Below are 26548 nucleotides of genomic sequence, written 5' to 3' on the forward strand. Positions count from 1 at the left end.
ATATTACAACTTAAGTTTTTTGAAATCAATATTAAATTTTATGTTTAGTTCACAAACTTTCGGAAAAACTAGGAAAGATATGACAAAGGAGGTTATGAACGGTGGATCATCCAATTCAAGGGTTAATGAAAGCAGCAATGGAAAATTTAAAAGAAATGGTTGATGTAAATACGATTGTTGGAGAGCCTGTTCAAACGGCTGACGGTGGTGTGGTGTTAACGGTTTCTAAAGTAGCGTTCGGTTTTGGAGCAGGAGGTTCTGATTTCCAAACGAATGATGGACAAAGAGCAAACGGTAACGCTGCATTTGGTGGCGGTAGCGCGGGTGGTGTTTCTATTACACCAGTAGCATTTCTTGTGGTGAATAAAGATGGAGTAAATATTCTTCATTTACAAAATGCTACACATTTAGCAGAAAAAATGATTGAATTAGCTCCACAAACAATTGATAAAATTCAATCGATGTTCCAAAAAGAAGAAAAGAAAGAGGGAAATCATCATCCTCAAAACCCTGATGAAATCCTTTAAAAACGCCTGCTTATGAGCAGGCGTTTTTTCTTGTAATCACTATGTAATAAAACACATGAAATTGTAAATAGTTTTTGAAGTTTTTTCTATGTTTCTAAAATTTTTCATGTTAAAATATGCTATAGAATTGAAACATATAAAACGAAGGTGGCTAGGTGCTTTGTCTGGAGGATCTGACCAAGTAAAGAATATGATATATATTAATGGTAATCGTCGAGGTCATTGTTTTATTACATCAGGAATTACGTTTAAAGAGTTTGCGAGTAACATCCCTTCACCGCTTCATCAAGTGTTGCTTTTGAAGCACAACTTTGAATGGACGGATTTTCATTATCATACTTTATTTGAATATGTTGAGGAAGAAAATATACATAAGTTAATTCAAGCAGAGATTGATGAATTTGATGAATTTTGTTGGGTAGATTTTGATGATGCAAGCGATTTAGATGAATTAGAGCCGAAAGAAATTGCAGAATTATTATATTTGGCTCACAAAAAAGAACCACTTGCAAGAACATTCTTTCCGCTGTTGAAAAATCGATTTGTTTATTTTTCACATGATGACGGATGGTACAACAAAGTGTATTATCGTAGAATTGCTGATTTTGTAGGAATGTTAAGTAAAGTCATTCCGTATAAACTCGGTGCTTTCGGTAAGAAACGTTTTTCTTTCTTCCAAAAATCAAAAATTTTCCCAGCAATTTCAAAAGAATTGATCATGGGACTGATTCCACTAATGGAAGATGGTCTTTACATAGATCTAGCAGGGAAGATTGAGTCAAGAAGAGGTCTTGAAATTCCGGTATATGTAGTTGGTTCGTATGAAAGTACGGATGAGGTGTTAGATAATATCGATGAATTGAAAGAGGAAGCAACAGAAACAGGTTGGCTCATTTTTGATAAGAAAGAACAAGAGTGGCAATGGGTTGTTGACTAAGAAAACTTGGCGTATGAAGTCAAGTTTTCTTGTCATTTGAAAGGAGTACAAATGAAGAAATATTATACAATTGTGGGTATTATAAGTATTATTCTCGTGGCAATATTACTTATAACTTGTCCGAAAGAATCAGATTTTAAAGTGTATGTAGAGGATAAGTATGCGTTGAATTGTAATGAGAGTAGTTTTGAATGCACGCAAAATGTAGATGGTAAAAAAGAAAAACTACAATTTGAAAGTACAGATGCACGAAATGGTGTATTCTTTATGACTGTAAAGCAAACATTTAAAACAGAAGCTGGTGTTTCAAAAGAATATAGCGGAGTAGGAATGTTTGGTACATTTCTTTTTGTTTCAGAGAAGACTTTCTAGTAATAGAAGGTCTTTTTTTTATGCTTATGTTCATATAGATGAAGTAAGACAAGCATAGGAGGGATAGCGATGAAGAACACATGTATCGTTTGCGGTGGTGAGGAGTTTTTTTCCTCAACGTTATATGCACGTACGAAACAAGATTGGGCATATGCACCAAACATGTATCGATTTGAAAAAGTATTTATTGAGCATCGAGATGAAGAAAATTATCCAGTGTTTCAAGAAATTACAGCGAAACATTGTTGTGGATGCGGTCATATTATGTTGTATCATGAATGAACACACCAAGTATAACTTGGTGTGTTTTTTTAAAACGCTGACAAAGCAAGCGGATAAAGTAAAGTAAATAAAACAGAAAAACTACCAAAACCAATTGCTGTATATCCAAGTGTTCTTGCTCCGAAATTGACAGCTAATAGGCCAACTAAAATTGCTAGGGAGCCGAGCGTAACGGGATAAAAAGCAATGGAGAATAACGAAAGAAATAAAGCGACATAGCCTACCATTGCGCCGGTATTTGTACCTTCTATCTCATTTGCAATTTCTTTACGCTTATGTCTAATTGGAATGCCAGCTGGTGATATTTCAGCAGCATACTCTTCGTTTTTTTCACCACTTTTAAAATGATGATTTCTCTTTCTTCGCATGTACATCCCTCTCTTTCAATTGGGTGTATCTATAGTATCTTTCAAAATGAGAAGAGCATGAGTATGAGTTAAACCCAAGTAAAGCAAAAATTGGAGAATACGCATTCCATCGTTAACATATCCATCTCCTATTGAAGATAAAGTGCGGGATTTTTTACATCACGACTGATTATCAGCCAGCAACAATTGGATTTTTATGAGCAGTTCTCTCCCATTAACTGGTCCGCATCCATTGAATTTTGAGGTAGGTGTCTTACTGCAAGCGGGATAAAACAGGAATTTTGGAAAATGATGTAGAATGAAATGAATGATAATACGTGAAGGTAGGGGAATGTATGACGAAATTTAATTGGCACGAGTCAGCGGAGAAGAAATGGGATAGTAGTGCAGAGTTTTGGAATCAAAATAGTCAAGAGATGTGGGACAGTGGTAGCAGAAGTACAATTATTCCGTTTTTTGAACAATACGTGAAGAAAGAAGCACAAGTGCTCGATGTTGGTTGTGGTGATGGCTACGGTACATATAAATTAAGTCGCGCAGGCTATAAAGCAGTGGGAGTAGATTTATCGGAAGTGATGATTCAAAAAGGTAAGGAGCGCGGAGAAGGACCGAATTTATCTTTTATAAAAGGAGATCTTTCTGCATTACCATTTGAAAATGAGCAATTTGAATCAATTATGGCAATTAATTCTTTAGAATGGACGGAAGAGCCATTACGAGCGTTAAATGAAATAAAGCGTGTGTTAAAGAAAGATGGATATGCATGTATTGCAATTTTAGGACCGACAGCAAAGCCACGAGAGAACAGTTATCCTCGCTTGTATGGAAAAGACGTTGTTTGTAATACGATGATGCCTTGGGAATTTGAACAGTTAGCGAAAGAACAAGGTTTTGAAGTTGTAGATGGCATCGGCGTATATAAGCGCGGAGTAAATGAGAAGATGCTAGGTCAACTACCTACAGAGTTACAACAATCGTTAACATTCTTATGGGTATTTATGTTAAAAAACGTATAAAGAAATGAAAGAATTTTTAGGAGGTAAATAAGTGCAGAAAATACAAAAAACTGATACAATATCATCAGAACCAATTAAAGGGGGACTAGGGTATATGACAACTACTACAACAGTGAAATCCGATATTGAAATCGCACAAGAAGCGAGTATGAAGAAGATTCAAGAAATTGCAGCTGATTTAAATATTTTAGAAGATGAATTAGAGCCATACGGGCATTATAAAGGTAAGTTATCTCTTGATATTTTTAAGCGCTTACAAGATGAGGAAGACGGTAAAGTTGTTTTAGTAACAGCAATTAACCCAACTCCAGCTGGAGAAGGTAAATCAACAGTAACAGTTGGTTTAGGTCAAGCTTTTAATAAAATTGGTAAGAAAACAGTAATTGCACTTCGCGAACCATCTCTTGGACCAACAATGGGACTAAAAGGCGGAGCAGCAGGTGGTGGTTTTTCACAGGTAGTACCTATGGAAGACATTAACCTTCACTTTACTGGAGATATCCATGCGATCACAACTGCTAATAACGCATTAGCAGCGTTTATTGATAATCATATCCAACAAGGAAACACACTTGGAATTGATACGCGTAAAATCGTTTGGAAACGCTGTGTTGACTTAAATGATCGTGCCCTTCGTAATGTAGTAATTGGTCTTGGTGGACCTGTACAAGGTGTACCACGTGAAGACGGTTTTGACATTACAGTAGCATCTGAAATTATGGCCGTGTTCTGCCTTGCAACAGATATTCAAGACTTAAAAGCACGTCTATCTCGCATCGTAGTTGCTTATAACTTTGCAAATCAACCTGTGACGGTTAAAGATTTAGGTGTAGAAGGTGCGTTAACGCTATTATTAAAAGACGCATTAAAGCCAAACTTAGTACAAACGTTAGAAAATACACCAGCTATTATTCATGGTGGACCATTTGCGAATATTGCTCACGGTTGTAACAGTGTTATCGCTACGACAATGGCAGCAAAATTAGGTGATTATGTTATTACAGAAGCTGGATTCGGTGCTGATTTAGGCGCTGAAAAGTTTTTAGATATTAAAGCCCGTGCAGCTGGTATTAAACCAGAAGCAGTTGTTATTGTTGCGACTATTCGTGCGCTTAAAATGCATGGCGGCGTTGCAAAAGATCAATTAAAAGAAGAAAATGTAGATGCATTAGCAAAAGGTATGGAAAACTTACAGAAGCATGTTGAAACAATTCAAAGCTTCGGTGTGCCTTTCGTAATTGCAATTAATAAATTCATTACAGATACAGATGCAGAAGTTACATACTTACAAGAGTGGTGTAATGAGCGTGGCTATGCAGTATCCTTAACAGAAGTTTGGGAGAAAGGTGGCCAAGGCGGAGTTGATCTTGCTGAAAAAGTACTAAAAGAAATCGAAAAAGGTGAAAACAACTACGCACCACTTTATGAATTAGAATTACCCTTAGAAGAAAAAATTCGTACAATTGCTCAAAAAGTATATGGCGCAAAAGATATTGAATTTGCTCCGAAAGCACGTAAGCAATTAGCTCAATATGAAGGAGAAGGTTGGAGTAACCTACCAGTTTGTATGGCGAAAACTCAATACTCTCTTTCTGACGATGCAACAAAATTAGGTCGTCCATCTGACTTTATCGTTACAATTCGTGAGTTAAAACCATCTATCGGTGCAGGCTTTATCGTTGCGTTAACAGGTACAATGTTAACAATGCCAGGTCTTCCAAAACAACCAGCAGCACTTCAAATGGATGTAAATGAAGATGGAAAAGCAGTAGGTTTATTCTAAAAGGTTGTAATTCATCTCGTTTATCTGTAAACTATATATACATCAAGTGGCGCCTTTCCATCGAAAGGCGCCTGTTTTTTGGAGGAAATTATGTTTGATCCAACTGCTTTTGACAATTTAAAAGTAATCGTAGAAGGTGCTGTGTATGATTTTGATCTACATGGAGATATTCTTGTAACAGATCGAAAAGATATGATGGACCTTGCTTCATTAAGTCGTATATATCATATCTCATTTCAATTAACAGAACCGTTTGAACCATTAGTAGAAGCAACATTTTCATTATCTGTGGATGCAAAGAACTTGTCTGGTGAAATACTAGAAGTGCCTCAGTTTACACCAGGTTGTGAAATGAAGCTAGCATTTTCATTCCCGTTAGAACAACCAGAAGTAGGATGCGAAGAAATTGAAACTTTAATGCGTTCTATATGGGGAAAAGAAAGAATGATTATGCAGAAAGTTTCATACGAATATAATAAGCAAGCGATTTCATATCATAATAAGGTAGAGGTTCTATTTCAAAAAGCGATTACAGAAGACCATGTTGATGATTTAATAGCTGTTATTTCACACATGATAGAAACGGTGCGAACAATACAGCATTTTCTTCAAAAATAGAGATAAAGGAGAAAAACAAATGATAAAAGATATGCAACCATTTTTACAAGAAGCTTGGGAGAAGGCTGGTTTTAAAGAATTAACTGAAATTCAAAAACAAGCGATTCCAACTATTTTAGAAGGACAAGACGTTATAGCTGAATCTCCAACTGGAACAGGAAAAACATTAGCGTACTTATTACCCCTTTTACATAAAATTAATCCTGAAGTAAAACAGCCACAAGTTGTTGTTTTAGCACCAACACGTGAACTTGTCATGCAAATTCATGAAGAGGTTCAAAAGTTTACAGCAGGAACTGAAATTTCAGGGGCATCTTTAATTGGTGGTGCAGATATTAAGCGCCAAGTTGAAAAATTAAAGAAACACCCGAGAGTAATTGTCGGTTCACCAGGACGTATTTTAGAATTAATTCGAATGAAAAAGTTAAAGATGCATGAAGTAAAAACGATTGTATTTGATGAGTTTGATCAAATTGTAAAACAAAAGATGATGGGCGCAGTACAAGATGTAATTAAATCTACAATGCGAGATCGTCAATTAGTATTCTTCTCGGCGACAATTACAAAAGCGGCAGAAGATGCTGCACGCGATTTAGCAGTTGAACCACAATTAGTGCGTATAACACGTGCAGAGTCAAAAAGCTTAGTTGAACATACGTATATCATTTGTGAGCGACGCGAAAAAAATGATTACGTAAGAAGAATTATGCATATGGGCGATGTAAAAGCAGTTGCTTTCTTAAATGACCCATTCCGTTTAGATGAAATTACTCAGAAATTGCAATTCCGTAAAATGAAAGCAGCAGCTCTTCATGCAGAAGCAAGTAAGCAAGAGCGTGAAGCGACGATGCGTGCATTCCGTGGTGGGAAACTAGAGATTCTCCTTGCTACTGATATTGCAGCACGCGGTATCGATATTGATGATTTAACACATGTAATTCACTTAGAGTTACCAGACACAGTAGACCAATACATTCACCGCTCAGGACGTACTGGACGTATGGGTAAAGAAGGAACAGTAGTTTCTCTTGTAACAGAACAAGAAGAACGTAAATTACTGCAATTTGCGAAAAAACTAGGCATCGTATTTACGAAGCAAGAAATGTTCAACGGATCATTCGTAGAAACGAAACCGAAAGCACCAAAGAAAAAGAAACCAGCATTTACTGGGAAGAAAAAGCCTAGATAAATAATGGGGAAGGCGTAACTATTTGTAGTTACGTCTTTTTTATTTGCAATTGAATAATACAAGGAGGTTTATTAATGGTTATTAAAATGTATCTATCATCATTTTTTAAATCAACATATGTAAAAGGAAGTAATATAAAAAAAGTCGAATATTAAATTGATGCGAAATAATAAAAAGAAGGTACATATATGGATAGGAAATTAGGAATGTTTTTGAATACGAAATATATTGAAGTAAACGAAGGAATACAAAAAGCAAGGGAATGGGATTTAGAATATATTCAATTATATGCTATGAATAAAAACTTCAACTTAGCTAATATTCCAGTGGTAGAATGGACTGCTTTAAAGAAAAGCTTATCTTTTAATGGAATAAAGATTCCATCATTAGCAATTAGTTTTGGAGAAAATGGAATTACAGGAACAGAAGTTGACAGTGCAATAGATCAGATTAAATATATTACTGACAGAGGTTTGGAGCTGGGAGCAAAGATAATAACAGCTCATATTGGGAAAGTTCCAGATGATGAAAAAAGTGAGTACTATGATAAAATGATACGGGTTTGTTATGAGATAGGGGAATTAGCATTCAAACTTGGGGGAGTCTTTGCTATTGAGACGGGATCTGAAAAAACAATAGTATTAAAACAATTTTTAGAAACTGTAAACTCGAAAGGACTAGCTGTTAACTTTGACCCAGCAAATTTAATAAGTGATGTAAATGAAAATCCGGAAGAAAGTTTATTACTATTAAAAGATTATATAGTACAAACTCATATTAAAGATTGTAAAGAAGTGAAAAGCGATCGTTCAAGTAAGTATATAGAAGTAGCAGTAGGAAATGGTGAAGTGGATTTCGATATATTTTTCAAAGTATTAGATGAAATTGGATTCGACGGATATAACATGATTGAAAGAAATGATTATTTTGACGAACTGGATGGGATGAGTCAGTCGATAAATTTTGCAAAGAAGTACATACCAACTCAAAAGGAATAACGATAGCACCTGTGGAAACCTACATAGAATATAAAAAACCATTAGGGGGAAATGAAATGATCCATAAAGTTGGACAAATTATGCTGTATGTAAATAATCAAGATGAGGCAGTAAATTTTTGGACGGAAAAGGTAGGGTTTCATGTAGTAGCAGAGGAAGATAACAAGCAAGGAATGAGATGGATTGAAATCGCTCCGACTAATGGTGCTGAAACGAGCATTATACTACATAATAAAGAAGTTATTTCGAAAATGAGCCCAGAATTAAATCTTGGTACACCGTCCTTAATGTTCTTCTCAGAAAATCTGGATCAATTATATGCAGATTTAAAAAATAAAAATGTTACTGTTGGAGAAATGGTAACTATGCCTTCTGGTAAAGTATTTAACTTTGCTGATAGCGAAGGGAATTATTTTGCGGTTATGGAAAAGAACAAATAGTAATATTACTATGTGAAAATCCCCCTCAAATATATTGAGGGGGATTACATGTTTGAAGTGGATTTTTCATTAGAGAATTGATTAATATAAAATACGCCTTTTTCAATGGCTGTCTCAATATAACCAACGATTTGGTCAAACGTAAACACTTGTAAGTCTTCATGCAAATTTTGCTCCGGATACAACATATCTTCAAAAAGATACTTTCGAAAAGAAAAAACGTTTTCTTTAGAAACTTCTTCAATATCCATGATGTGAGCCTCTTGGTTGAGAAGAGAGAAGAGTTGCTGTTCTGTATCGTAATGATGAAGCAACTTTGCATTTAATAATTTAAAATCGTTATAGTACAGGGGTGCGATCGTTTCGTCATTTTCGATTCTATTTTTTAGCCAAGGTAGAAAAAAGCCGCTTAGCCAATTGTCATCGGCAATGAGATGGGTGTAATAGCCTAAGAGAAAAGGGGAATCCATATGAGCTTTATATTTTTGAAAAAAAGAATTGAAATCTATCCTTCTCGTATAGTTTTTCGTTGTACCAGCGTAAAAGTGTGAAGTTCCTTTTTCTTCTGCTGAATGAACCGCATCAGGGGCTACACCTCCAAGTATGAAAGAAGTTTTATCTTGGATATATAGTTTTTCGGCAATCTTGATAGCGATAATAGCATGCATAATTCGTGATCCCATGAATGACACCTCGGTTTCAAGTATTCATTTCAGGAAGAGGACTGAACAGTTAGTATTACTTTCCCTGTCCTTTTTCTACTTTCGACCCATTCATGTGCTTTCCCTGCATCTTGAAGCGGAAAAGATTTCGTTGCTTTTACTTTTAGACTGCCATCACGTAAATAACGGAAAACTTCATTTGCAGTTTCTTGGAGTAGTTCAGGACGTTTTTTTCGTGTAGTGCCAAAGCTAAAACCGAGTATAGAGCGACAACTTGCGTGTAAATCTTTCGTTTGGAAATTACCAATTTCACCGCTAGCATTACCGAAATGAATGAGGCGACCATAATAAGCGAGACAATTTAAACTTTTTTCTGAAACCGTTCCAGAAATAGAGTCTAAAATTACATCAACCCCTTCACCGTTTGTCAGTTCGTTGACTTTCTTTACAAAATCCTCATCTTGGTGACAAATAACATAATCAGCTCCAGCATTTAAAGCTATTTTTCTTTTTACTTCACTTCCGACAGTACCAATAACGGTTCCAGCCCCTAATCGTTTTGCAAGTTGAATAGCTGTTGTACCAATTCCGCCAGCCGCAGCATGAATGAGTACAGACTCGCCTTGTTGAAGCCTTGCAACATTTGCGAGTAAATTATAGCTTGTAAAAGATACAATCGGACAAGCAGCTGCAGTTTGAAAATCGACTTCATCAGGTAAAACGAAAGTAAGGTTTTCGTTTGCGACAACGTATTCTGCGTAAGATCCATTTTGAGGAAAAGTAATGACACGTTGTCCAGGATGAATATTTTTCACTTGAGAACCGACACGTTCTACAATACCAGCGGCATCTATCCCTGGTATAAAAGGTAGTGCTTTATTTCCTTTTTTACCATAACGGGATTTAATATCGGCGAAATTCACACTAGTAGCAACAACACGAATTAAAACTTGATCTTCTGAAATAGCGGGTATATCCACATCTGTATATTTCATCACTTCAGGACCACCGAACGACGTTACAACGATAGCTTTCATTATATGTCCTCCTAAATTTGACTATATAAAACATTTTAAATGTTCATTAGAAATTGGGAAATTATATAATAGTTATGCGACTTTATAAGTGAAGCTTATGTACATATTGAATCATTATATTAATCTATATAAAAAAATTTAAAAAATCGAACGAAATAGTAATTACTTGCCAATATATAGTGTAGGACAAAGGAGGGATGGTATGTGAAGGATGAAACAGTGTATACAAATTTAATCCAATTGACTTTATCAGGAAATAAAGAAGCGTATAGCGAATTGTATGATAAAACGATTCAAGAAGTATATAAAACAGCACATTTTTTAATTGAAGATAAAACAGATGTAGATGATGTCGTTCAAGAAATATACATACAACTATATGAATCGCTTCGTAAGTATGATAGTGAGAAGCCATTTCGTCCTTGGCTAATTGGACTTGCGATTAAACAAATTCACTCTTATAGAAGAAAGAGGTGGATGCGACTACGCATTATAAAAAAAGCAGAAGAGCAAAGAAAACCAGTACAAATTGATTTTTCTAACGATGTTGTAAGTAAAATATCAAACAAAAAACTAATTGAACTCATTCATAAATTACCGTATAAATTGAAACAAGTTATTATCTTAAGATACTTACACGATTATTCACAAGAAGAAGTAGCACAAATATTACATATTCCAATTGGTACTGTGAAATCTAGAATTCATTCGGCATTAAAGAAACTACGTCAAAAAGAGCAAGTAGAAGAAATCTTTTTAGGAGAGGTAGGGAATGTGAAATGAGTTTAGATTGTAGAGTTAGAGAATCTATACGAGAAGAAGCGAAGGGGATTGTTGCCCCGCCGGAGTTAAAAGAAAAAGTAATCGTTCAAATTAAAATGAATCAAGGAGGGCGTAAGAGAAAGAAACATCTTATTGCAGGAGTGCTTGCAGCAGCTCTTTTAATCCCGACGACTGGTTTTGCGTATCAATCTATTATGGCGGATGGTATATACGGATCTTTTGAGAATTTAAAAAAACATGCCGGAGCAATGACATTAGAAACGTATATGCGTTTTAATGCAAAATTATCAGAAGCGAAAGATGAAATGGGTACGAAGGAATATGAAGAGTTTACAAAAGAAATGAAAAAATTAACTAGTGCAAAGCTTGCGTACGGAGATTCGAACGGTAATATAGATTACGATCAATTATCACCAGCTAAAAAAGAGGAATTGAAAAAGGTAGTAATGGAGCTTCATCCGTATTTTGATAAATTAAATGGCCATAAATCTAGTAAAGAAGTACTAACTCCTGAAGAGTATGAACAATATATGGAGGCATTAATGTCATATCAAACTGTGTTAGTAAAAACGAAATCGAGTGGCGGGATAACAGTAGAAGAAGTACCTGAGGCGTACAAAGAAAGATTTATTAAAGCGGAGCAGTTTATGGAGTATGTAGATGAAAAGGTGAGATAAGTAAAAAAGCTCAAAGCTTTCTTTCGTTTAACTATTACATATTGAATATGTAAACAATAAAAAATGAGTATACAATCTACGTGATTGTATACTCATTTTATTATTACTTAAATTTCCTTACCGCATGAATAGCGACTCTTACAAGTAATATCGCACTTATAAATAAACCACCGTAACCAACGACACTTAAAAATTGATCATTTGGCTCTGTCGCACTGTTTGCTAAATGCAATACGCCTACCGAAATCCCACCAAATGCAGTTCCAATAAATGCAATGAGGAATTGTGAGATAAATGTAGTAATAAACGATGCATTTGTTTCGTCAGAGAAAAAGCCAACCTTAACGGATAGTTCTCCGTTTTCTAGTTTTGAACTTAAATCATCTAGTTTTCTAGGAATGCGTCGCATGGCAGGTAACATAGCGAGTAATTCGTTTGTTGCAGCTTCTTTTAAACTAGAATAATTGTTAACTGACATGAAACTAGCTGCATGATCTTTCGCAAAGCGTTTCGCTTCGTCCATTAAATTGAATTCGGGATTTAGTTGCAGCATCGTTCCTTCTAGCGTAATTAGAGAACGGAAAGCCCCTGCAACCATTGGATAAAATGCTAATTCAAACTCAGCGATTATTTGAAATAGCCCCTGAATGAATTCTTCAGAACCATTTGTAGAACCATACGTACTTTGGATTAATAATTGACTGATAGATTGTTCTAATGCCTCTTTATCAACATTTGGCTTCTTTTCAACTAATTGAAGCAGTCCATCAAGCAAGACATAAGAATTTTTGCGCTCAAAGCCGATAAGTAGTCGCTTGAATGCATCTTGTTGTAGTGTTCCTAATCGCCCGACGGAACCGAAATCAAGTAATGCAGGTGTGCCATCACGAAGAATATACACATTACCTGGATGAGGGTCTGCATGGAAAATACCTTTAAAGAAAATTTGCTCTAAAATACAATCAAAGAGTTGTCGTTGTACTTTTTTCGTATCAATTTGTAATTCATTTAATAATGCTGACCCACTTTTAACACTTACTCCATCTAAAAATTCAAGCACAAGTATTTTTGAATTACTGTATTCTTTATATACTTTCGGTATTTTTACTTTCGTTTCGCTATTTTTTAGTGAATCAGACACTTGTTCGAAGTTACGAGCCTCAATTTTGAAATCAATTTCTTCTTTCATTGCGATGGAGAAGCCATGTGCTAAATCAAGAAATCCGATATTTTTAGCCCAAGTTGATTTGTTGGAAATCCATAAAGAAAAATGAATTAAAATATCTAAGTCACGTTTAATTGTCTCAGAAATATTAGGACGTAGTAGTTTAACGACGACATCCTGGTCGTTTTCTTTCAACTTCGCTTTATGTACTTGGCCAATAGAGGCGGCAGCTAACGGTTCCATTTCAAAGGAGCTGAAAATTTCATCTTTTGGTATATGTAGTTCCTTTTTTAATATTTCTTCAACTTGTTTTTGTGATAAACGCGTTACATTTTCCTGAAGGTTTGATAACTCGTGAATAAAAGCAGGTGGTAATAAATCAGAGCGAGTTGATAAAACTTGTCCGAATTTAATAAATACACCGCCGCATTCTTCTAGTGTATTTCGAAGTGAAGTGGCGAGCTTACGATCTGCTTCTGGCGAGCGCTTTAAAGCTAAATATTTACCCATTCCGTGTTTTATTGCAATAGAAGAGACACGCATATATCTTTTTTGTCTACCAACCTTTGCGAAGAATTTTGAAATAGGATTTCGGCTTTCCGTTACTACGTCATCCATTTCGCCTCGTCTAATAGGATCAAATAATTCAAAAACTAGGTAACAAAGCATGGATACAATTAATGAGCTTCCTAGCCAAAAATATCTATCAACACCGACAACCGATTCATCTTGATAGCGTAAATATAAAAACCAATACAGAGCTGACGTAAGTGAAACACCTAAAGTTGCTGCACTTGCTTGTTTGAAAAGATTTAGTTTTGTACCAATTAGTCGACCACTAATAAAAGACATAATGATTGCTAGTAGAAAAAATTGAAAAAACATTGTATCATTCCTCCGAATTTTAGTCGATAACTGTATTATACAGGAATATAATTATTCTAAAAACAAGCCAAGGAGGTACAATCCTTGACTTGCACGATTAAATAGAGCATTCAATTATATTTTTTCATCGTTGCATTGTCCTTTTGTATAAAACAATCTAATAGTGAATAACCAGCTATTAAACTAATTATCGTAACAAAAGTTGTATTTATAAGAATAACATTAGCTAAATAAGGTAGGTATTCGCCAAGTGGTGAGAAAAGTAGTGCTGGAGAAAAGGAAATTAATATTGTAGGCACTGTAATAGCGATAAACTTATCCGGTTGAAAACGCCAGTTTTGTTTACTTGTTTCGCGATTAATGGATTGAAGGAATCGTAATAAAATGCCGACCAAAAGAGGAAAGAGTGTAAAGTAGAATAATCTTGGATAAACGTTAAAGTTCACTTGCGCGTCTGTATCTAAATAAAATTGAATCTTCACTCCAACAAATAATAATAAGACGATAAATAATGTGAAGCAGAGGTATAGCATTACTCTTTGCATTATATTCCACCATCCTTTACTCAAAATATATTCAAAAAAAGAAGAGATATACAATAACTACTGTTGTATATCTCTTCTTTTACTGTTAGTTAATAGTGGAGTTTGCTTTTTCTTGCTTCGTGAAATAATCAATAATGCCCATCGCACTAATTTCTATATCTAGATGTAAAATGTTATAAACGGAATGATCTGCTGGAACGTTTAACTTTGTAAGATGAGAAGAGATTTTATCCATTAATAAAGTTTGTAAAGCTTTAGTCGCTTCATCGAAATCATTATACTGTTCAAAGACTTCCTTACCAGTATGAACGAAAATAGGTAGCCAATGTTCCAGTTGATTATATATTTCTGTAACATGAGAGGATGCGCCGTAATGACCGAAATAAATAGTATCTACATTCATGCTTTGAATGTGATTTTTAGAAGCAATCATCGCATCTGGTTGGAATTGTGAAGGGGACGTTGATGGTAGATATAACTCTACATCAACGTCTGCGAGTTCTCTATAATAAATTCCAATTGTATCGCCAGTAAAAATCCCGTTTGTTAATGAATCGTGAATGCTAATATGGTGCTTCGCATGCCCTGGTGTATCATAAAATGTAAGGATGCGGTCTTCTGCAATTTTTAACGTATCACCATGTTGTACAATATGAACACGTTCTTCTTCAATTGGAAGAATTGGATCAAAGAGTTTATCGAAATCTTCTTTGTACACAGCTTTTGCACCTAAAATAAGTTTTGTTGGATCAATCATATGACGAGCACCACGAGAATGCACATATAACGTAGCATTTGGGCATTTTTCCATCATTAAACCAGCAGCACCGGCGTGATCTAAATGAACATGTGTAACGATAATGTTTTTAACTTCGTTTAAATCAATATGTAATTGTTGTAAGCCGTCTAAAATATACGGAAGAGAAGGGGCTGCACAAGTTTCAATTAAAGTAATATCGTCACCTAATAAAACGTACGTACCTGTTCGTTCATTATGCTGTAAATCGAAATCATCAATAAGATATAGGTGAGAAGATAATTGCTCTACTTTTTTCATATTTACCACTCCTTATATATTACATGTTTCTATTATACGCTAAAATAGAAAAAAGGCAGAAAACGAAAGCTCGTCTTCTGCCTTTTGTAATACTATTATTTCGTTTGTTGTTTATTAATAGACATAATGAACAGTCCAACAATCCCACCAACTAATGGAAGCATAATTTCTCCTGCTAAATTAAAGTAGGAGCTTAAGAATAAACCATTTACATCGATTACCCAGCCAGTAACATACAATAACATCATATATAGTACGAAATAAAACTCGCGATTTGAAATCGTTTCATGTTGTGCAGTTTTCATAATGAACACCATCCTTTTCTTTTATAATGGAATATAAACTGTCACATTTTGTTCACATTTCGATTGTAAAACTTTCCATCATAAAAGTCTAGTAGTTTGTGCCGAATTTCCGAACGGAAATAAAGCGCTATCATTATAGCGTATAAGTACGTAATAAGAGCTGTATATTCACGAATGTAGTATAGTATAAACATAGAATGATAGTGAAGAGAGGGGCAAAGACAATGACAGTTTATGATTTTTCAGCTAAAACAATTACAGGTGAAGAAAAATCGTTAAAAGATTACGAAGGAAAAGCACTTCTTATTGTAAATGTAGCTAGTAAATGTGGTTTCACACCGCAATATAAAGGATTACAAGAGGTGTATGATAAATATAAAGACCAAGGACTCGAAATACTCGGATTTCCTTGTAACCAATTCGGGGGACAAGAACCAGGTACAGAAGCGGACATTACTAGTTTTTGTGAATTAAACTACGGTGTAAACTTCCCAATGTTTGCAAAGGTTGATGTGAAAGGTGATAAGGCTCATCCTTTATATACATACATGACAGAACAAGCACCAGGTTTACTCGGTATGAAAGCAGTGAAATGGAATTTTACGAAGTTTTTAATCGGAAAAGACGGGAAAGTAGTAGGGCGTTTTGCGCCGCAGACGAAGCCGGTAGATTTAGAGGTTGAGATTGAGAAGGTACTTGGAGAATAATTAGGAGTTTCACTTTATTAAAAAACGTCTCAAAGAACAATGTAGTTCTTTGAGACGTTTTCTTTAAACTCACATTTTCAAGATTAAATAACTGTATCAAAGCCATCTGATTTAGGTAGAGAACCTGCTTTTTTCATAAGCACTTCCCATAAGTGTACGGATGTCTTCCATTCTGCTGCAGCCTGCCCCTGTTGATACATAGCGTTCTCATAACTGGCAGTAAGTTGTTGCATATCGGCCGATTTGTAAAGTGTATCGATATGGAGAGCGTATTCTCGGAATGTTTGACTTTCACCCCGTGGTATGCCAATTCTCGCAAATTGTTTTAAAAGTGCACCGTAAGCTTTTTGATAAACAGCATCATCTTTTCGGTATCTATAGAAATGAATAATAAGAAATGTCATCCATTTCATTCTAGTGATGAAGAGAATGTATCCCATAATACTAATTAGTATCGTAGAGAGGAATACGTACCACCAAGAAAAACTAGTTTTAGAATTTGTGACCTTTTTAGTAGAAGCTTCTTCTGTATGTTCTATTAAACTTTTAAGTTTTGCTTCATTATTTCGTTGGTGTATTTGCTCGTTATTAGAATTATTTGCTTCGCTATTTTGTGAAATAGGAGCAGGCGTATTATTTATAAAATTATAGGGATTGGTAAATCCTTTTGTTGGTTCGAATGGAATCCATCCGTATCCTGGGAAATATACTTCGACCCAAGAGTGTGCGTTATCGTTCGTGATTGTATAAACATCCGCACCTTCTGCAGAGGCAAGTGTATTGTCAAGAGTTCCTTCTGTATAGCCTTTTACCCAGCGAGCAGGAATCCCGGCAGAACGAAGTAGTACAATCATAGACGTCGAAAAATTATTACAGTAGCCGCTTTTTGTATCGAAAAGGAATTGATCTACATAATCTTGGCTTTTGGCAGGAAATAAGACATTCGTTGATTCGTATGTAAAAGAGTTGTCTGTGAAGTAATTTTCAATAGCTAATACTTTATCATATCGGTTGTCTTTATCATTTGTAAGATTGGCAGCCAAGTCTTTTACGCGCTGTGGTAATGACTCGGGAAGTTGTGTGTACTTTGTCATAAAATAAGGATTTGTTTCTTGACCTTCATTTGTTTTTACAGCTTTCAAGTTTTCTATGGAAAACTCAGGGATCTCATATGTTACTTTATACGAATGTAAAGTAGTAGAAGAGTCTCCATTCATTGTATAAATTTTTTCTGAAAACGAGTTAACACTGTATGATACATCAGAAGAAGCCTCAACTGATACTAATCCTGCTGGATAGGTAAGGTGAGGATAACTTTTTAGCATGGTAATTGTTGCCTCAGTCGTTTCCGTTTTTGTATTTTGTTCGTACCAGCTTACGACGTCGTTTTTATTTTTAAAAGAAACCTTTTTCGGATTTTCAGAAATTTCCCAGCCTTTTCCTGTATAAAAATCTTTTGTTTCTACTCGCCAATATTGTTTGTTTTGCGTTCGTGCTGTGAAAACAATTGTAGGATCCGCCTTAAAAGGACCACCTAATCGCGAGTCATCTAAACCATACCCAATTGTAGAAACTTTTTGTTCTTTACTTGCTTCAGATGTGTTGAATTTTAAAAAATCCATTGGGTTTGGCCATTGAGGGCCAAATTTTGGAGCAAAGTATGCGATGGTTGCTAATAATACAATAAATATTGTAAGTGGTCTAAGTAATTTTGAGATTTCCCTAGCATAATTTTGTAAGTGTTCGCGCTCTTTTATTCGTTCTACTTGAAGAAGACTAAGCATAAAAAAGCCGATGACAACAGTACGAATAATAGCGTAGTTTGCATTGTATAAATGTAAGTTATGAAAAGTTGCGATATAAATAATAGTCAATACAAGAAATAAAAACCCACGTTTTTTATGAATAATCCAAAATGAAGTGAAAGAACTCAAAAACCAAAATGAGAGAAAAAATAAAACCGTCGGAAAAACTGGAGAAATATCTAGTAAATTCCCTTGGAAAAATAGGGAGGAATTTCGAGACATATCAGAAAAGAGTGTTGTTAGCCAAGATGGATTTATAAAAGCATTTTTATAATATAGGGAATGAATGATAAATAGGACTGTGACAATTTTTATTGGAATCTGCCACCTCGTTTGAAAAAAGAGAGAGCGAAGCAAATTCCTATAAATGTTACGAAAATATCTAATCTACCTACATTTGTAATACCTATAAGAGGTCTTATCCATTCTAGTAAAAGAAGAAATACACATGCATGCATGAAGAATTTGTTCGTATCCCACTTGTATTTTGCTTGTAATGTTATCATTTGCTCACCTCAAAAAACACGTTTGTATACCGGTTTTCATAAACCGTGTTTACAAATATTTGTCGTTTTTTTAGAGTTTCTAATATACTGAGTTCTCGGTGTGAAAGTTGATTCGCTTTTTCTTTCACGACAAAAATCATACATTTTCTATTTCTTATAGCAGCACAATCAGCCGCCTTTTGAATATCGGGAGAAAGATTACTTGTCACGAGTATAACCGTGACGGGCTCATAAATTTTTCTTAGTTCTATTTCTACACTTTGGGAGAGCGGGAATACACTGTCTGCTTGTACTTTTGCTAAATGACAAAGGATTTGTTGTAACTGCGTATCTCCATTATCTAAAGGGAAAATAGTTTGTTCTTTTCCGATAGACACGAATGATGCTGGTGAATTTTGTTTCAAGACAGCCCTTACGATAGAGGCAGTAAATGTGACGACTGATTCGAATAGAGGAGACTCGGTTCTGTCTATGAATATCATGATATTATGGCTGCGCTGTTGTTCAAACTCTTTTGTCATAATATTGTTTGTTCGTGCAGTTGCTTTCCAATCAATCCATGAAAAGCGATCTCCAGGTTTATAGTCTCTGACACCGACAGAGATTGTAGAGTCTTTTGCAGAATTTATATTTGCTGAAAGCGCTCCTTGTTCGAAATGATTTTCCAATTGTCGATACGCTATATCTACATACTGGGGATAGACTAAAAATGTATCTGGAACTGAAAAAGTTACTTCTTTCTCCATCATGCCGAATAAATCGCCAGTTTTGACACGGACGCTTGAAAAAGTGTGCTCGCCTCTAGGGATTGTGTCAATAACATATTGAAACGAAATATTTCGTTTCAATCCTGGGAAGAGTACTACCTTATTCATCTTTGTTTGTTTACAACTTATAAATTGTGGTGGCAGTTCATCTTCTATAACTAAATAAAGTAAGGGAAAAGGAAATTTTCTTTTTATTGTAATCGTGCTTACAAATTGTTCTCCTACTACATATCCATTTTGGTTTGTTGTTCGTTTTACTTCAGCGTCCCGTAAAGCGTAGAAGGGGAGTAGTAGTGAATAAAGAGCAATGGGAATTGTGCTGTAAAATAAAAACCAACTTACAAACCCTCCTTGAAACATAGCGTACACAAATGTTAAGACTAGGCATAAAGGGAGTAGCAATAACTTCATAACGTGATATAGCGCTCGCAGCATTTGTTTCATCAAGGGTTCATCGTCCTTTGAGTCGGCACGGTAGTTCGTGCAACGATTTTTGCGATAACTTGTTCTCCTGTTATCCCTTCAAATTTTGCTTCCATTTTTAGAATGAGCCTATGCGCTAAAACGTAAGGAGCTAAAAATTTAACATCGTCTGGAATAACATAATTTCTGCCATGGATAAATGCATAAGCTTGTGAAGCTTTCATTAAAGCAATTGAGCCACGTGGACTTGCTCCTAGCTGTATAGAGCTATACGTACGAGTCTGATTAACAAGCTTTACAATGTAATGCTTAATTGCTTTGTCCATACTTACTACCCGTACGCTTTGTTGTAAATAAAGTAATTCTTCTATTGTAGTAATGGCCTGTAATTGAGAGAGTGGATTTGTTTTTTCCATCCGGTTTAAAATTTCAAATTCTTCTTCTGGTGTAGGATATCCCATTTTTAGTTTCAATAAGAAACGATCGAGCTGAGCTTCTGGTAGAGAATATGTTCCTTCATATTCGACCGGATTTTGTGTAGCCATGACAAAGAACGGCTTTGGTAAAGGCCTTGTAATGCCATCTATTGTAATATTGCCTTCTTCCATACATTCAAGTAAAGCAGATTGTGTCTTAGGAGATGTACGATTAATTTCATCAGCAAGTACAAAATTCCCCATAATTGGTCCAGGCTTGAACTCAAATTGGAGCTCTTTCGGATTATAAATAGAAACTCCTGTTACATCTGATGGCAGTAAATCAGGTGTAAATTGAATTCGCTTGTAATCCGCATCAATGGATTTAGAAAGAGCACGTACTAGTATTGTTTTGCCGACACCAGGAACATCTTCTAATAGCACATGACCTTCAGCTAAGAGAGCTGTCAAAGCTAAGATTGTTTCTTTTCGTTTTCCGACCATTATTTTTTCAATATTATTGATTATTTTTTCTACAGTGGGATGTAATGAATCAAGCTGGGGCATCGTAATCCTCCTAATTTTATTATCGTTTTCTAATCTATTTAGTGGACAAATTTATAATTATATTTGCAGGTAGTAAAAATTTTGTCATTAATTCTAAGAATATTCAGAATATTTATTTCGATTACATCTAGTATAATTGTTTCCGTAACTAAGGGCAATACAGTAAATAATGATTTGTAGTTTTATGTAAAATATGTCTGGATATAAAATAGTATTGTTAAAGAAAAAATTCCTTATATACAATTTCTAAACTCTTTCTTATGGCAGTTTTGAAATAATATCAAAACTCTTTTTTATATATTTATAAAGAAAAACGTAGGAATTTCTCCTGCGTTTTTCTTTTGCAAAATAGTCGATACCTCAAAATACCATTCTCCTAATAATCACGATTAATCATAACCCTTCAAAACGGAATAAAAGATTTTCTCACAAACTTATTTTCTACTGAATTTTTGACAATCTCTTGAACTGTGCGAAATGTCACATCTGTATTTTACAACCTCTCTTATAGTAAGGGTATGTAAGAGAGACGTATTAAAGGAGTGAACAGTATGAAGAAGAAACCTTCAGCACTAATGAGACGTTTAAAATATTTTTCACCAATAGATCGTTATAACGATAATCATACTCAAGAAACATATGAAGATCGTGAATGGGAGAATGTGTACAGAAAGCGTTGGCAGCATGATAAAGTAATTCGTTCTACACATGGTGTGAACTGTACTGGTTCATGTAGCTGGAATATATATGTGAAAGATGGAATCGTAACTTGGGAAGGACAGGAGCTTAACTATCCAACTACAGGTCCAGATATGCCTGATTTTGAACCACGAGGATGTCCGCGTGGAGCGAGTTTTTCTTGGTATATTTATAGTCCACTTCGTGTGAAATATCCGTATGTACGTGGTGTTCTTTGGAGTATGTGGCAAGAGGAATTACAAAATAACAAGTCACCACTAGATGCTTGGAAAAGCATTGTGGAAAACCCTGAAAAAGCACGCAAGTATAAGCAGGCACGTGGTAAAGGGGGATTCATTCGTGCGAATTGGGATGAAGTGTTACAACTTGTTTCTGCTTCATTACTCTACACAGTAATGAAATACGGTCCAGACCGAAATGTTGGTTTTTCACCAATTCCAGCTATGTCGATGTTAAGTCATGCTGCTGGTAGTCGTTTTATGCAACTTATGGGCGGGCCAATGCTTAGTTTCTATGATTGGTACGCAGATTTACCACCAGCTTCTCCTCAAATTTGGGGCGATCAAACAGATGTACCAGAAAGTAGTGACTGGTATAACTCTGGTTACATTATGACATGGGGTTCAAATGTACCGATGACGAGAACACCAGATGCTCACTTTTTAGCAGAGGTTCGATATAAAGGAACGAAAGTCGTTTCTGTCAGTCCTGACTTCGCTGAATCTACAAAGTTTGCCGATGATTGGATTAGTGTAAAACAAGGTACAGATGGTGCACTTGCGATGGCAATGGGGCATGTGATCTTACAAGAGTTTTACGTAGATAATCAAGTGGAATATTTCACAAAGTATGCGAAGCAATATACTGATTTTCCTTTCTTTGTCACATTGAAACAAAAAGGAGATCAATTCGTTGCTGATCGTTTCTTAAACGCTTCTGATATTGGACGCGAAACGAAGTTAGGAGAATGGAAGCCTGTTCTTTGGAACGAGAATACGAATGATTTTGCAACACCTCAAGGCACAATGGGCTCACGTTGGGATAACGAAAAGAAATGGAACTTGCGTTTAGAAGATGAAGAAACAGGTGAAAAGATTGACCCACGTCTTTCTTTACTTGGAATGGAAGAATCGATTGGAACTGTACAAATTCCGTACTTCTCTGATGATGGAAACAAAGTATTAGAACGTACAATTCCAGTGAAAAAGGTTATGACAGAAGAAGGCGAAGTGTTCGTTACAACTGTATACGACTTAACGTTAGCAAATTACGGCGTGAACCGAGGGCTTGGCGGACAAGAGCCGAAAGACTTCAATGATGATGTACCGTTTACACCTGCATGGCAAGAGAAAATGACAGGAGTGAAACGAGAACTAATTATTCAAATCGCTCGTGAGTTCGCACAAAATGCCGTTGATACAAATGGTCGCTCGATGATTATTGTTGGAGCTGGTATTAACCATTGGTTTAATTCTGATACGATTTATCGCGCAGTTTTAAATCTTGTTCTTCTAGTTGGAGCACAAGGAGTAAACGGCGGGGGATGGGCGCATTATGTTGGGCAAGAAAAATTACGACCAGCAGAAGGATGGCAAACAATCGCGATGGCAAAAGATTGGCAAGGGCCACCGAAATTACAAAATGGTACATCTTTCTTCTATTTCGTAACAGATCAATGGCGCTATGAAGATACACCGGTTGGACATCTAGCATCACCAGTAGAAGGCAACTCTCGTTATCAACATCACGGTGATTACAACGTATTAGCGGCACGACTTGGCTGGCTACCTTCGTATCCGACATTCGAGAAAAATGGGATTGAATTATATAAAGAAGCTGTTGCTGCTGGTGCAACAACGCAAGAAGAAATCGGAAAATATGTTGCACAAAGATTAAAAGAAAAAGGACTAAAATTTGCGATTGAAGATCCAGATAACAAAAACAACTTCCCGCGCAACTTATTCGTATGGCGTGCGAACTTAATTTCAAGTTCTGGTAAAGGACACGAATATTTCTTAAAACATTTATTAGGTACAACAAACGGGTTAATGAATGACGATAGTGATTCATTACGACCAGAAGAAATTAAATGGCATGAAGAAGCACCAGAAGGGAAGTTAGATTTACTCATTAACTTAGATTTCCGTATGGCTGGAACAGCGCTTTATTCTGATATCGTCTTACCTGCTTCAACTTGGTACGAAAAACATGATTTAAGTAGTACAGATATGCATCCATTTGTGCATCCATTTAATCCAGCAATCGGTTCACCGTGGGAAGCGCGCTCTGACTGGGATATTTTCACTTCACTTTCTAAAGCTGTGTCAGATTTAGCGAAGAAAATTGATCTTGAACCAATGAAAGAAGTTGTTGCAACGCCACTTCTTCACGATACACCGCAAGAATTAGCGCAACCACTTGGCAAGATTAAAGATTGGAGCAAAGGTGAGTGTGAGCCAATACCAGGTAAAACAATGCCACAAATTCATGTTGTTGAAAGAGATTATAAAACAATTTATGACAAAATGACTTCGCTAGGACCAAATGCGGGAAAACAACCGATTGGTACGAAAGGGATTTCTTGGTCCGCAGAAAAAGAGTATGAGCAATTAAAGAGCCGATTAGGAGTTGTTCGAACGGATTCTATTGCAAAAGGTTGCCCAGACATAAAAGAAGCAATCAATGCTGCTGAAGCGGTATTAACACTTTCTTCTACAACAAATGGTCATATGGCTGTAAAAGCATGGGAAGCACTTGAAAAACAAACGGATTTAAAATTACGTGATTTAGCAGAAGAACGTGAAGAAGAATGCTTCACATTTGAACAAATTACAGCGCAGCCAAAAACAGTAATTACTTCTCCGGCCTTTACAGGTTCTGAAAAAGGTGGACGTCGTTACTCACCGTTTACAACAAATGTGGAACGCCTCATCCCTTGGAGAACAATCACTGGACGACAATCTTTCTACTTAGATCATGACATGATGAAAGAATTTGGTGAAACGATGGCAACGTTTAAACCGATTCTGCAACATAAACCGTTCCGTAAATCACGACCTGAAGTAGAAGGAAAAGAGATTACGTTAAATTATTTAACGCCGCATAATAAGTGGTCCATTCATAGTATGTATTTCGATTCATTACCGATGTTAACGCTGTTTAGAGGTGGTCCAACTGTTTGGATGAATAAAGAGGATGCTGAAGAAGCTGGTGTAGCAGATAATGATTGGATTGAGTGCTTTAATCGTAACGGTGTTGTTGTAGCCCGTGCTGTTGTAACGCATCGTATACCGAGAGGAATGGCGTTTATGCACCATGCACAAGATCGTCACATTAACGTACCTGGTACGAAATTAACAAGTAACCGCGGGGGAACGCATAATAGTCCAACTCGAATTCACGTAAAACCGACACATATGATTGGTGGATATGGTCAATTAAGTTATGGATTTAACTATTACGGTCCGACTGGGAACCAGCGTGACTTAAACGTTGTAATTCGCAAACTGAAGGAGGTAGATTGGCTTGAAGATTAAAGCACAAGTCGGAATGATAATGAATCTAGATAAATGCATCGGCTGCCATACTTGTAGCGTAACGTGCAAAAACACCTGGACAAATCGTCCAGGTGCTGAATATATGTACTTCAATAACGTAGAAACGAAGCCTGGAATTGGTTATCCGAAACAATGGGAAGATCAGGAGAAATATAAAGGCGGTTGGGAATTGAAAAATGGTGAAATTCAGCTGAAATCTGGTTCGAAAATGAAACGTCTTATGAACATTTTCCACAATCCAGATCAACCAACAATTGATGATTATTTTGAACCTTGGAATTATGATTATGAAACGTTAACAAATAGTCCGCAACGTAAGCATCAACCAGTTGCTCGTCCGAAATCAGCAATTACAGGCGAATTTATCGACAAAATTGAATGGGGTCCAAACTGGGAAGATGATTTAGCAGGCGGACATATAACAGGATTGCAAGATCCGAACGTAAAGAAAATGGAAGAAGAAATTAAAACAGATTTTGAAAACGTCTTTATGATGTATTTACCACGCATATGCGAACATTGTATGAATCCCTCGTGCGTATCATCTTGTCCATCTGGTGCGATGTATAAACGTGAAGAAGATGGGATTGTTCTTGTCGATCAAAATGCATGTCGCGCATGGAGATTCTGCGTATCATCTTGTCCATATAAAAAAGTGTATTTTAACTGGCAAACGAATAAAGCTGAAAAATGTACAATGTGTTTCCCACGTATTGAAGCGGGTATGCCAACGATTTGTTCGGAAACATGTGTAGGACGTATTCGGTATATTGGGGTAATGCTATATGACGCTGACAAAGTAAAAGAAGCAGCTTCTGTTGAAGACGAAAAAGATTTATATGAATCTCAGCTTACTGTTTTTCTAGATCCAAATGATCCAGAAGTGGCAGCTGAAGCGAAAAAACAAGGAATTCCTAAAGAATGGATTAAAGCGGCGCAACAATCGCCAATTTATAAAATGATTATCGATTGGAAAATTGCTCTACCTCTTCACCCAGAGTATCGTACAATGCCAATGGTTTGGTATATCCCGCCGCTTAGCCCGATTATGAATATGGTGGAGGGAAAAGGTAGTAACTGGCAAGCAGAAGAGATTTTCCCTGCTATTGATAATATGCGTATTCCAATTCAATATTTAGCGAATTTACTCACTGCGGGGGATGAATCACACATTCGTCTTACATTGAAGAAAATGGCTGTTATGCGAACGCATATGAGAGCACTTCAAATTAATAAAGAGCCAAATGAAGCTGTATTAAAAGAACTTGGTTTAACGAAACAGGATGTAGAAGATATGTATCGTCTTCTTGCCATCGCGAAATATAAAGATCGCTTCGTTATTCCGACATCTCACCGTGAACAAGTGGCAGATTTATATAGCGAACAAGGAAGCTGTGGTTTATCATTCACAGGTGGTCCAGGCTCTTGTATGACAATTTCTTAAATAAAGGGGGC

24 protein-coding genes and 1 pseudogene are annotated in these 26548 nt (G+C 36.0%); 15 read left to right on the plus strand and 10 right to left on the minus strand.

Annotated elements, in window-relative coordinates; genetic code table 11:
- Window positions 1-101 precede the first annotated feature (101 nt).
- The 4 genes from ytfJ to JFU02_RS30005 all read left to right on the plus strand — a co-directional run bounded on the left by ytfJ (window position 102) and on the right by JFU02_RS30005 (window position 2118).
- Window positions 102-527, plus strand: a complete 426-nt coding sequence (ytfJ, locus tag JFU02_RS29990; protein ID WP_000349986.1) for a GerW family sporulation protein — start codon at window positions 102-104, stop codon at window positions 525-527.
- A gap of 160 nt (window positions 528-687) precedes the next feature.
- Window positions 688-1464 carry an oxalate:formate antiporter gene (locus tag JFU02_RS29995; RefSeq protein ID WP_000014087.1) on the plus strand — a complete coding sequence of 259 codons (777 nt, stop codon included), beginning with the start codon at window positions 688-690 and terminating at the stop codon, window positions 1462-1464.
- A gap of 51 nt (window positions 1465-1515) precedes the next feature.
- Window positions 1516-1836, plus strand: a complete 321-nt coding sequence (locus tag JFU02_RS30000; RefSeq protein WP_000761171.1) for a hypothetical protein — start codon at window positions 1516-1518, stop codon at window positions 1834-1836.
- Window positions 1837-1905: 69 nt separating this feature from the next.
- Entirely contained in the window at window positions 1906-2118 is a 213-nt protein-coding gene (locus tag JFU02_RS30005) for a hypothetical protein (RefSeq protein WP_000798747.1), read from the plus strand.
- Window positions 2119-2147: 29 nt separating this feature from the next.
- On the opposite strand, the gene JFU02_RS30010 is transcribed toward JFU02_RS30005, so the two are convergent.
- Window positions 2148-2486, minus strand: a complete 339-nt coding sequence (locus tag JFU02_RS30010; protein WP_001253201.1) for a hypothetical protein — start codon at window positions 2484-2486, stop codon at window positions 2148-2150.
- A 335-nt stretch (window positions 2487-2821) separates the two neighbouring features.
- On the opposite strand from JFU02_RS30010, the gene JFU02_RS30015 reads away from it, so the two are divergent.
- The 6 genes from JFU02_RS30015 to JFU02_RS30040 all read left to right on the plus strand — a co-directional run bounded on the left by JFU02_RS30015 (window position 2822) and on the right by JFU02_RS30040 (window position 8530).
- The gene (locus tag JFU02_RS30015; protein ID WP_061666634.1) at window positions 2822-3502 is read left to right on the plus strand and encodes a class I SAM-dependent methyltransferase; all 681 of its coding nucleotides are present in this window, start codon (window positions 2822-2824) and stop codon (window positions 3500-3502) included.
- A 94-nt stretch (window positions 3503-3596) separates the two neighbouring features.
- Window positions 3597-5285, plus strand: coding sequence for a formate--tetrahydrofolate ligase (locus JFU02_RS30020; RefSeq protein WP_013141915.1), 1689 nt, complete (start codon window positions 3597-3599; stop codon window positions 5283-5285).
- Window positions 5286-5375: 90 nt separating this feature from the next.
- On the plus strand, window positions 5376-5903 hold the full coding sequence (locus tag JFU02_RS30025) for a hypothetical protein (RefSeq protein ID WP_000460216.1): 528 nt from the start codon (window positions 5376-5378) through the stop codon (window positions 5901-5903).
- Between the two features lie 19 nt (window positions 5904-5922).
- Window positions 5923-7092, plus strand: coding sequence for a DEAD/DEAH box helicase (locus tag JFU02_RS30030; RefSeq protein WP_000588599.1), 1170 nt, complete (start codon window positions 5923-5925; stop codon window positions 7090-7092).
- A 188-nt stretch (window positions 7093-7280) separates the two neighbouring features.
- Entirely contained in the window at window positions 7281-8090 is an 810-nt protein-coding gene (locus JFU02_RS30035; RefSeq protein WP_061666633.1) for a sugar phosphate isomerase/epimerase family protein, read from the plus strand.
- 56 nt (window positions 8091-8146) lie between these two features.
- Complete coding sequence (locus JFU02_RS30040; RefSeq protein ID WP_000581472.1) at window positions 8147-8530, plus strand: VOC family protein; 384 nt, start codon at window positions 8147-8149, stop codon at window positions 8528-8530.
- Between the two features lie 44 nt (window positions 8531-8574).
- Here the strand turns inward: JFU02_RS30040 and JFU02_RS30045 are convergent, their stop codons facing one another.
- Entirely contained in the window at window positions 8575-9213 is a 639-nt protein-coding gene (locus JFU02_RS30045) for a zinc dependent phospholipase C family protein (protein ID WP_000535582.1), read from the minus strand.
- A 29-nt stretch (window positions 9214-9242) separates the two neighbouring features.
- The gene (locus JFU02_RS30050; RefSeq protein WP_201072052.1) at window positions 9243-10229 is read right to left on the minus strand and encodes a quinone oxidoreductase family protein; all 987 of its coding nucleotides are present in this window, start codon (window positions 10227-10229) and stop codon (window positions 9243-9245) included.
- A gap of 204 nt (window positions 10230-10433) precedes the next feature.
- Here JFU02_RS30050 and JFU02_RS30055 point away from each other — a divergent pair, with 204 nt between their 5' ends.
- Window positions 10434-11012 carry a sigma-70 family RNA polymerase sigma factor gene (locus JFU02_RS30055; RefSeq protein WP_000651123.1) on the plus strand — a complete coding sequence of 193 codons (579 nt, stop codon included), beginning with the start codon at window positions 10434-10436 and terminating at the stop codon, window positions 11010-11012.
- On the plus strand, window positions 11009-11689 hold the full coding sequence (locus tag JFU02_RS30060) for a DUF3600 domain-containing protein (RefSeq protein WP_000050700.1): 681 nt from the start codon (window positions 11009-11011) through the stop codon (window positions 11687-11689). Before JFU02_RS30055 ends, JFU02_RS30060 begins: the two co-directional genes overlap by 4 nt.
- Window positions 11690-11792: 103 nt before the next feature.
- On the opposite strand, the gene JFU02_RS30065 is transcribed toward JFU02_RS30060, so the two are convergent.
- The 4 genes from JFU02_RS30065 to JFU02_RS30080 all read right to left on the minus strand — a co-directional run bounded on the left by JFU02_RS30065 (window position 11793) and on the right by JFU02_RS30080 (window position 15646).
- Window positions 11793-13739 carry an ABC1 kinase family protein gene (locus JFU02_RS30065; protein WP_000465998.1) on the minus strand — a complete coding sequence of 649 codons (1947 nt, stop codon included), beginning with the start codon at window positions 13737-13739 and terminating at the stop codon, window positions 11793-11795.
- A gap of 110 nt (window positions 13740-13849) precedes the next feature.
- Entirely contained in the window at window positions 13850-14284 is a 435-nt protein-coding gene (locus tag JFU02_RS30070) for a hypothetical protein (RefSeq protein WP_061666630.1), read from the minus strand.
- Between the two features lie 85 nt (window positions 14285-14369).
- Window positions 14370-15341 (minus strand): MBL fold metallo-hydrolase, encoded by a 972-nt coding sequence (locus tag JFU02_RS30075; protein WP_000754983.1) that lies wholly within the window; start codon window positions 15339-15341, stop codon window positions 14370-14372.
- A gap of 95 nt (window positions 15342-15436) precedes the next feature.
- Window positions 15437-15646: a DUF3925 domain-containing protein gene (locus JFU02_RS30080; RefSeq protein WP_000844984.1), complete on the minus strand. Its 210-nt coding sequence runs from the start codon at window positions 15644-15646 to the stop codon at window positions 15437-15439.
- A 224-nt stretch (window positions 15647-15870) separates the two neighbouring features.
- On the opposite strand from JFU02_RS30080, the gene bsaA reads away from it, so the two are divergent.
- Complete coding sequence (gene bsaA, locus JFU02_RS30085; RefSeq protein WP_000219434.1) at window positions 15871-16353, plus strand: glutathione peroxidase; 483 nt, start codon at window positions 15871-15873, stop codon at window positions 16351-16353.
- 83 nt (window positions 16354-16436) lie between these two features.
- On the opposite strand, the pseudogene JFU02_RS30090 reads toward bsaA, so the two are convergent.
- The 3 genes and pseudogenes from JFU02_RS30090 to JFU02_RS30100 all read right to left on the minus strand — a co-directional run bounded on the left by JFU02_RS30090 (window position 16437) and on the right by JFU02_RS30100 (window position 20837).
- Window positions 16437-18664 (minus strand): annotated as a pseudogene (locus tag JFU02_RS30090) (transglutaminase TgpA family protein).
- On the minus strand, window positions 18661-19875 hold the full coding sequence (locus JFU02_RS30095; protein WP_000812152.1) for a DUF58 domain-containing protein: 1215 nt from the start codon (window positions 19873-19875) through the stop codon (window positions 18661-18663). Before JFU02_RS30095 ends, JFU02_RS30090 begins: the two are co-directional and overlap by 4 nt.
- Window positions 19875-20837 carry an AAA family ATPase gene (locus JFU02_RS30100; protein WP_201072055.1) on the minus strand — a complete coding sequence of 321 codons (963 nt, stop codon included), beginning with the start codon at window positions 20835-20837 and terminating at the stop codon, window positions 19875-19877. Before JFU02_RS30100 ends, JFU02_RS30095 begins: the two co-directional genes overlap by 1 nt.
- Window positions 20838-21388: 551 nt before the next feature.
- Here JFU02_RS30100 and JFU02_RS30105 point away from each other — a divergent pair.
- Window positions 21389-25072: a nitrate reductase subunit alpha gene (locus tag JFU02_RS30105; protein ID WP_000729101.1), complete on the plus strand. Its 3684-nt coding sequence runs from the start codon at window positions 21389-21391 to the stop codon at window positions 25070-25072.
- Window positions 25062-26537, plus strand: a complete 1476-nt coding sequence (gene narH / locus JFU02_RS30110; protein ID WP_201072058.1) for a nitrate reductase subunit beta — start codon at window positions 25062-25064, stop codon at window positions 26535-26537. Before JFU02_RS30105 ends, narH begins: the two co-directional genes overlap by 11 nt.
- The last annotated feature ends 11 nt before the right edge of the window (window positions 26538-26548 follow it).

It is taken from the genome of Bacillus sp. TH13, from assembly GCF_016651175.1.
GTDB classification, from domain to species: Bacteria; Bacillota; Bacilli; order Bacillales; family Bacillaceae_G; genus Bacillus_A; species Bacillus_A thuringiensis_S.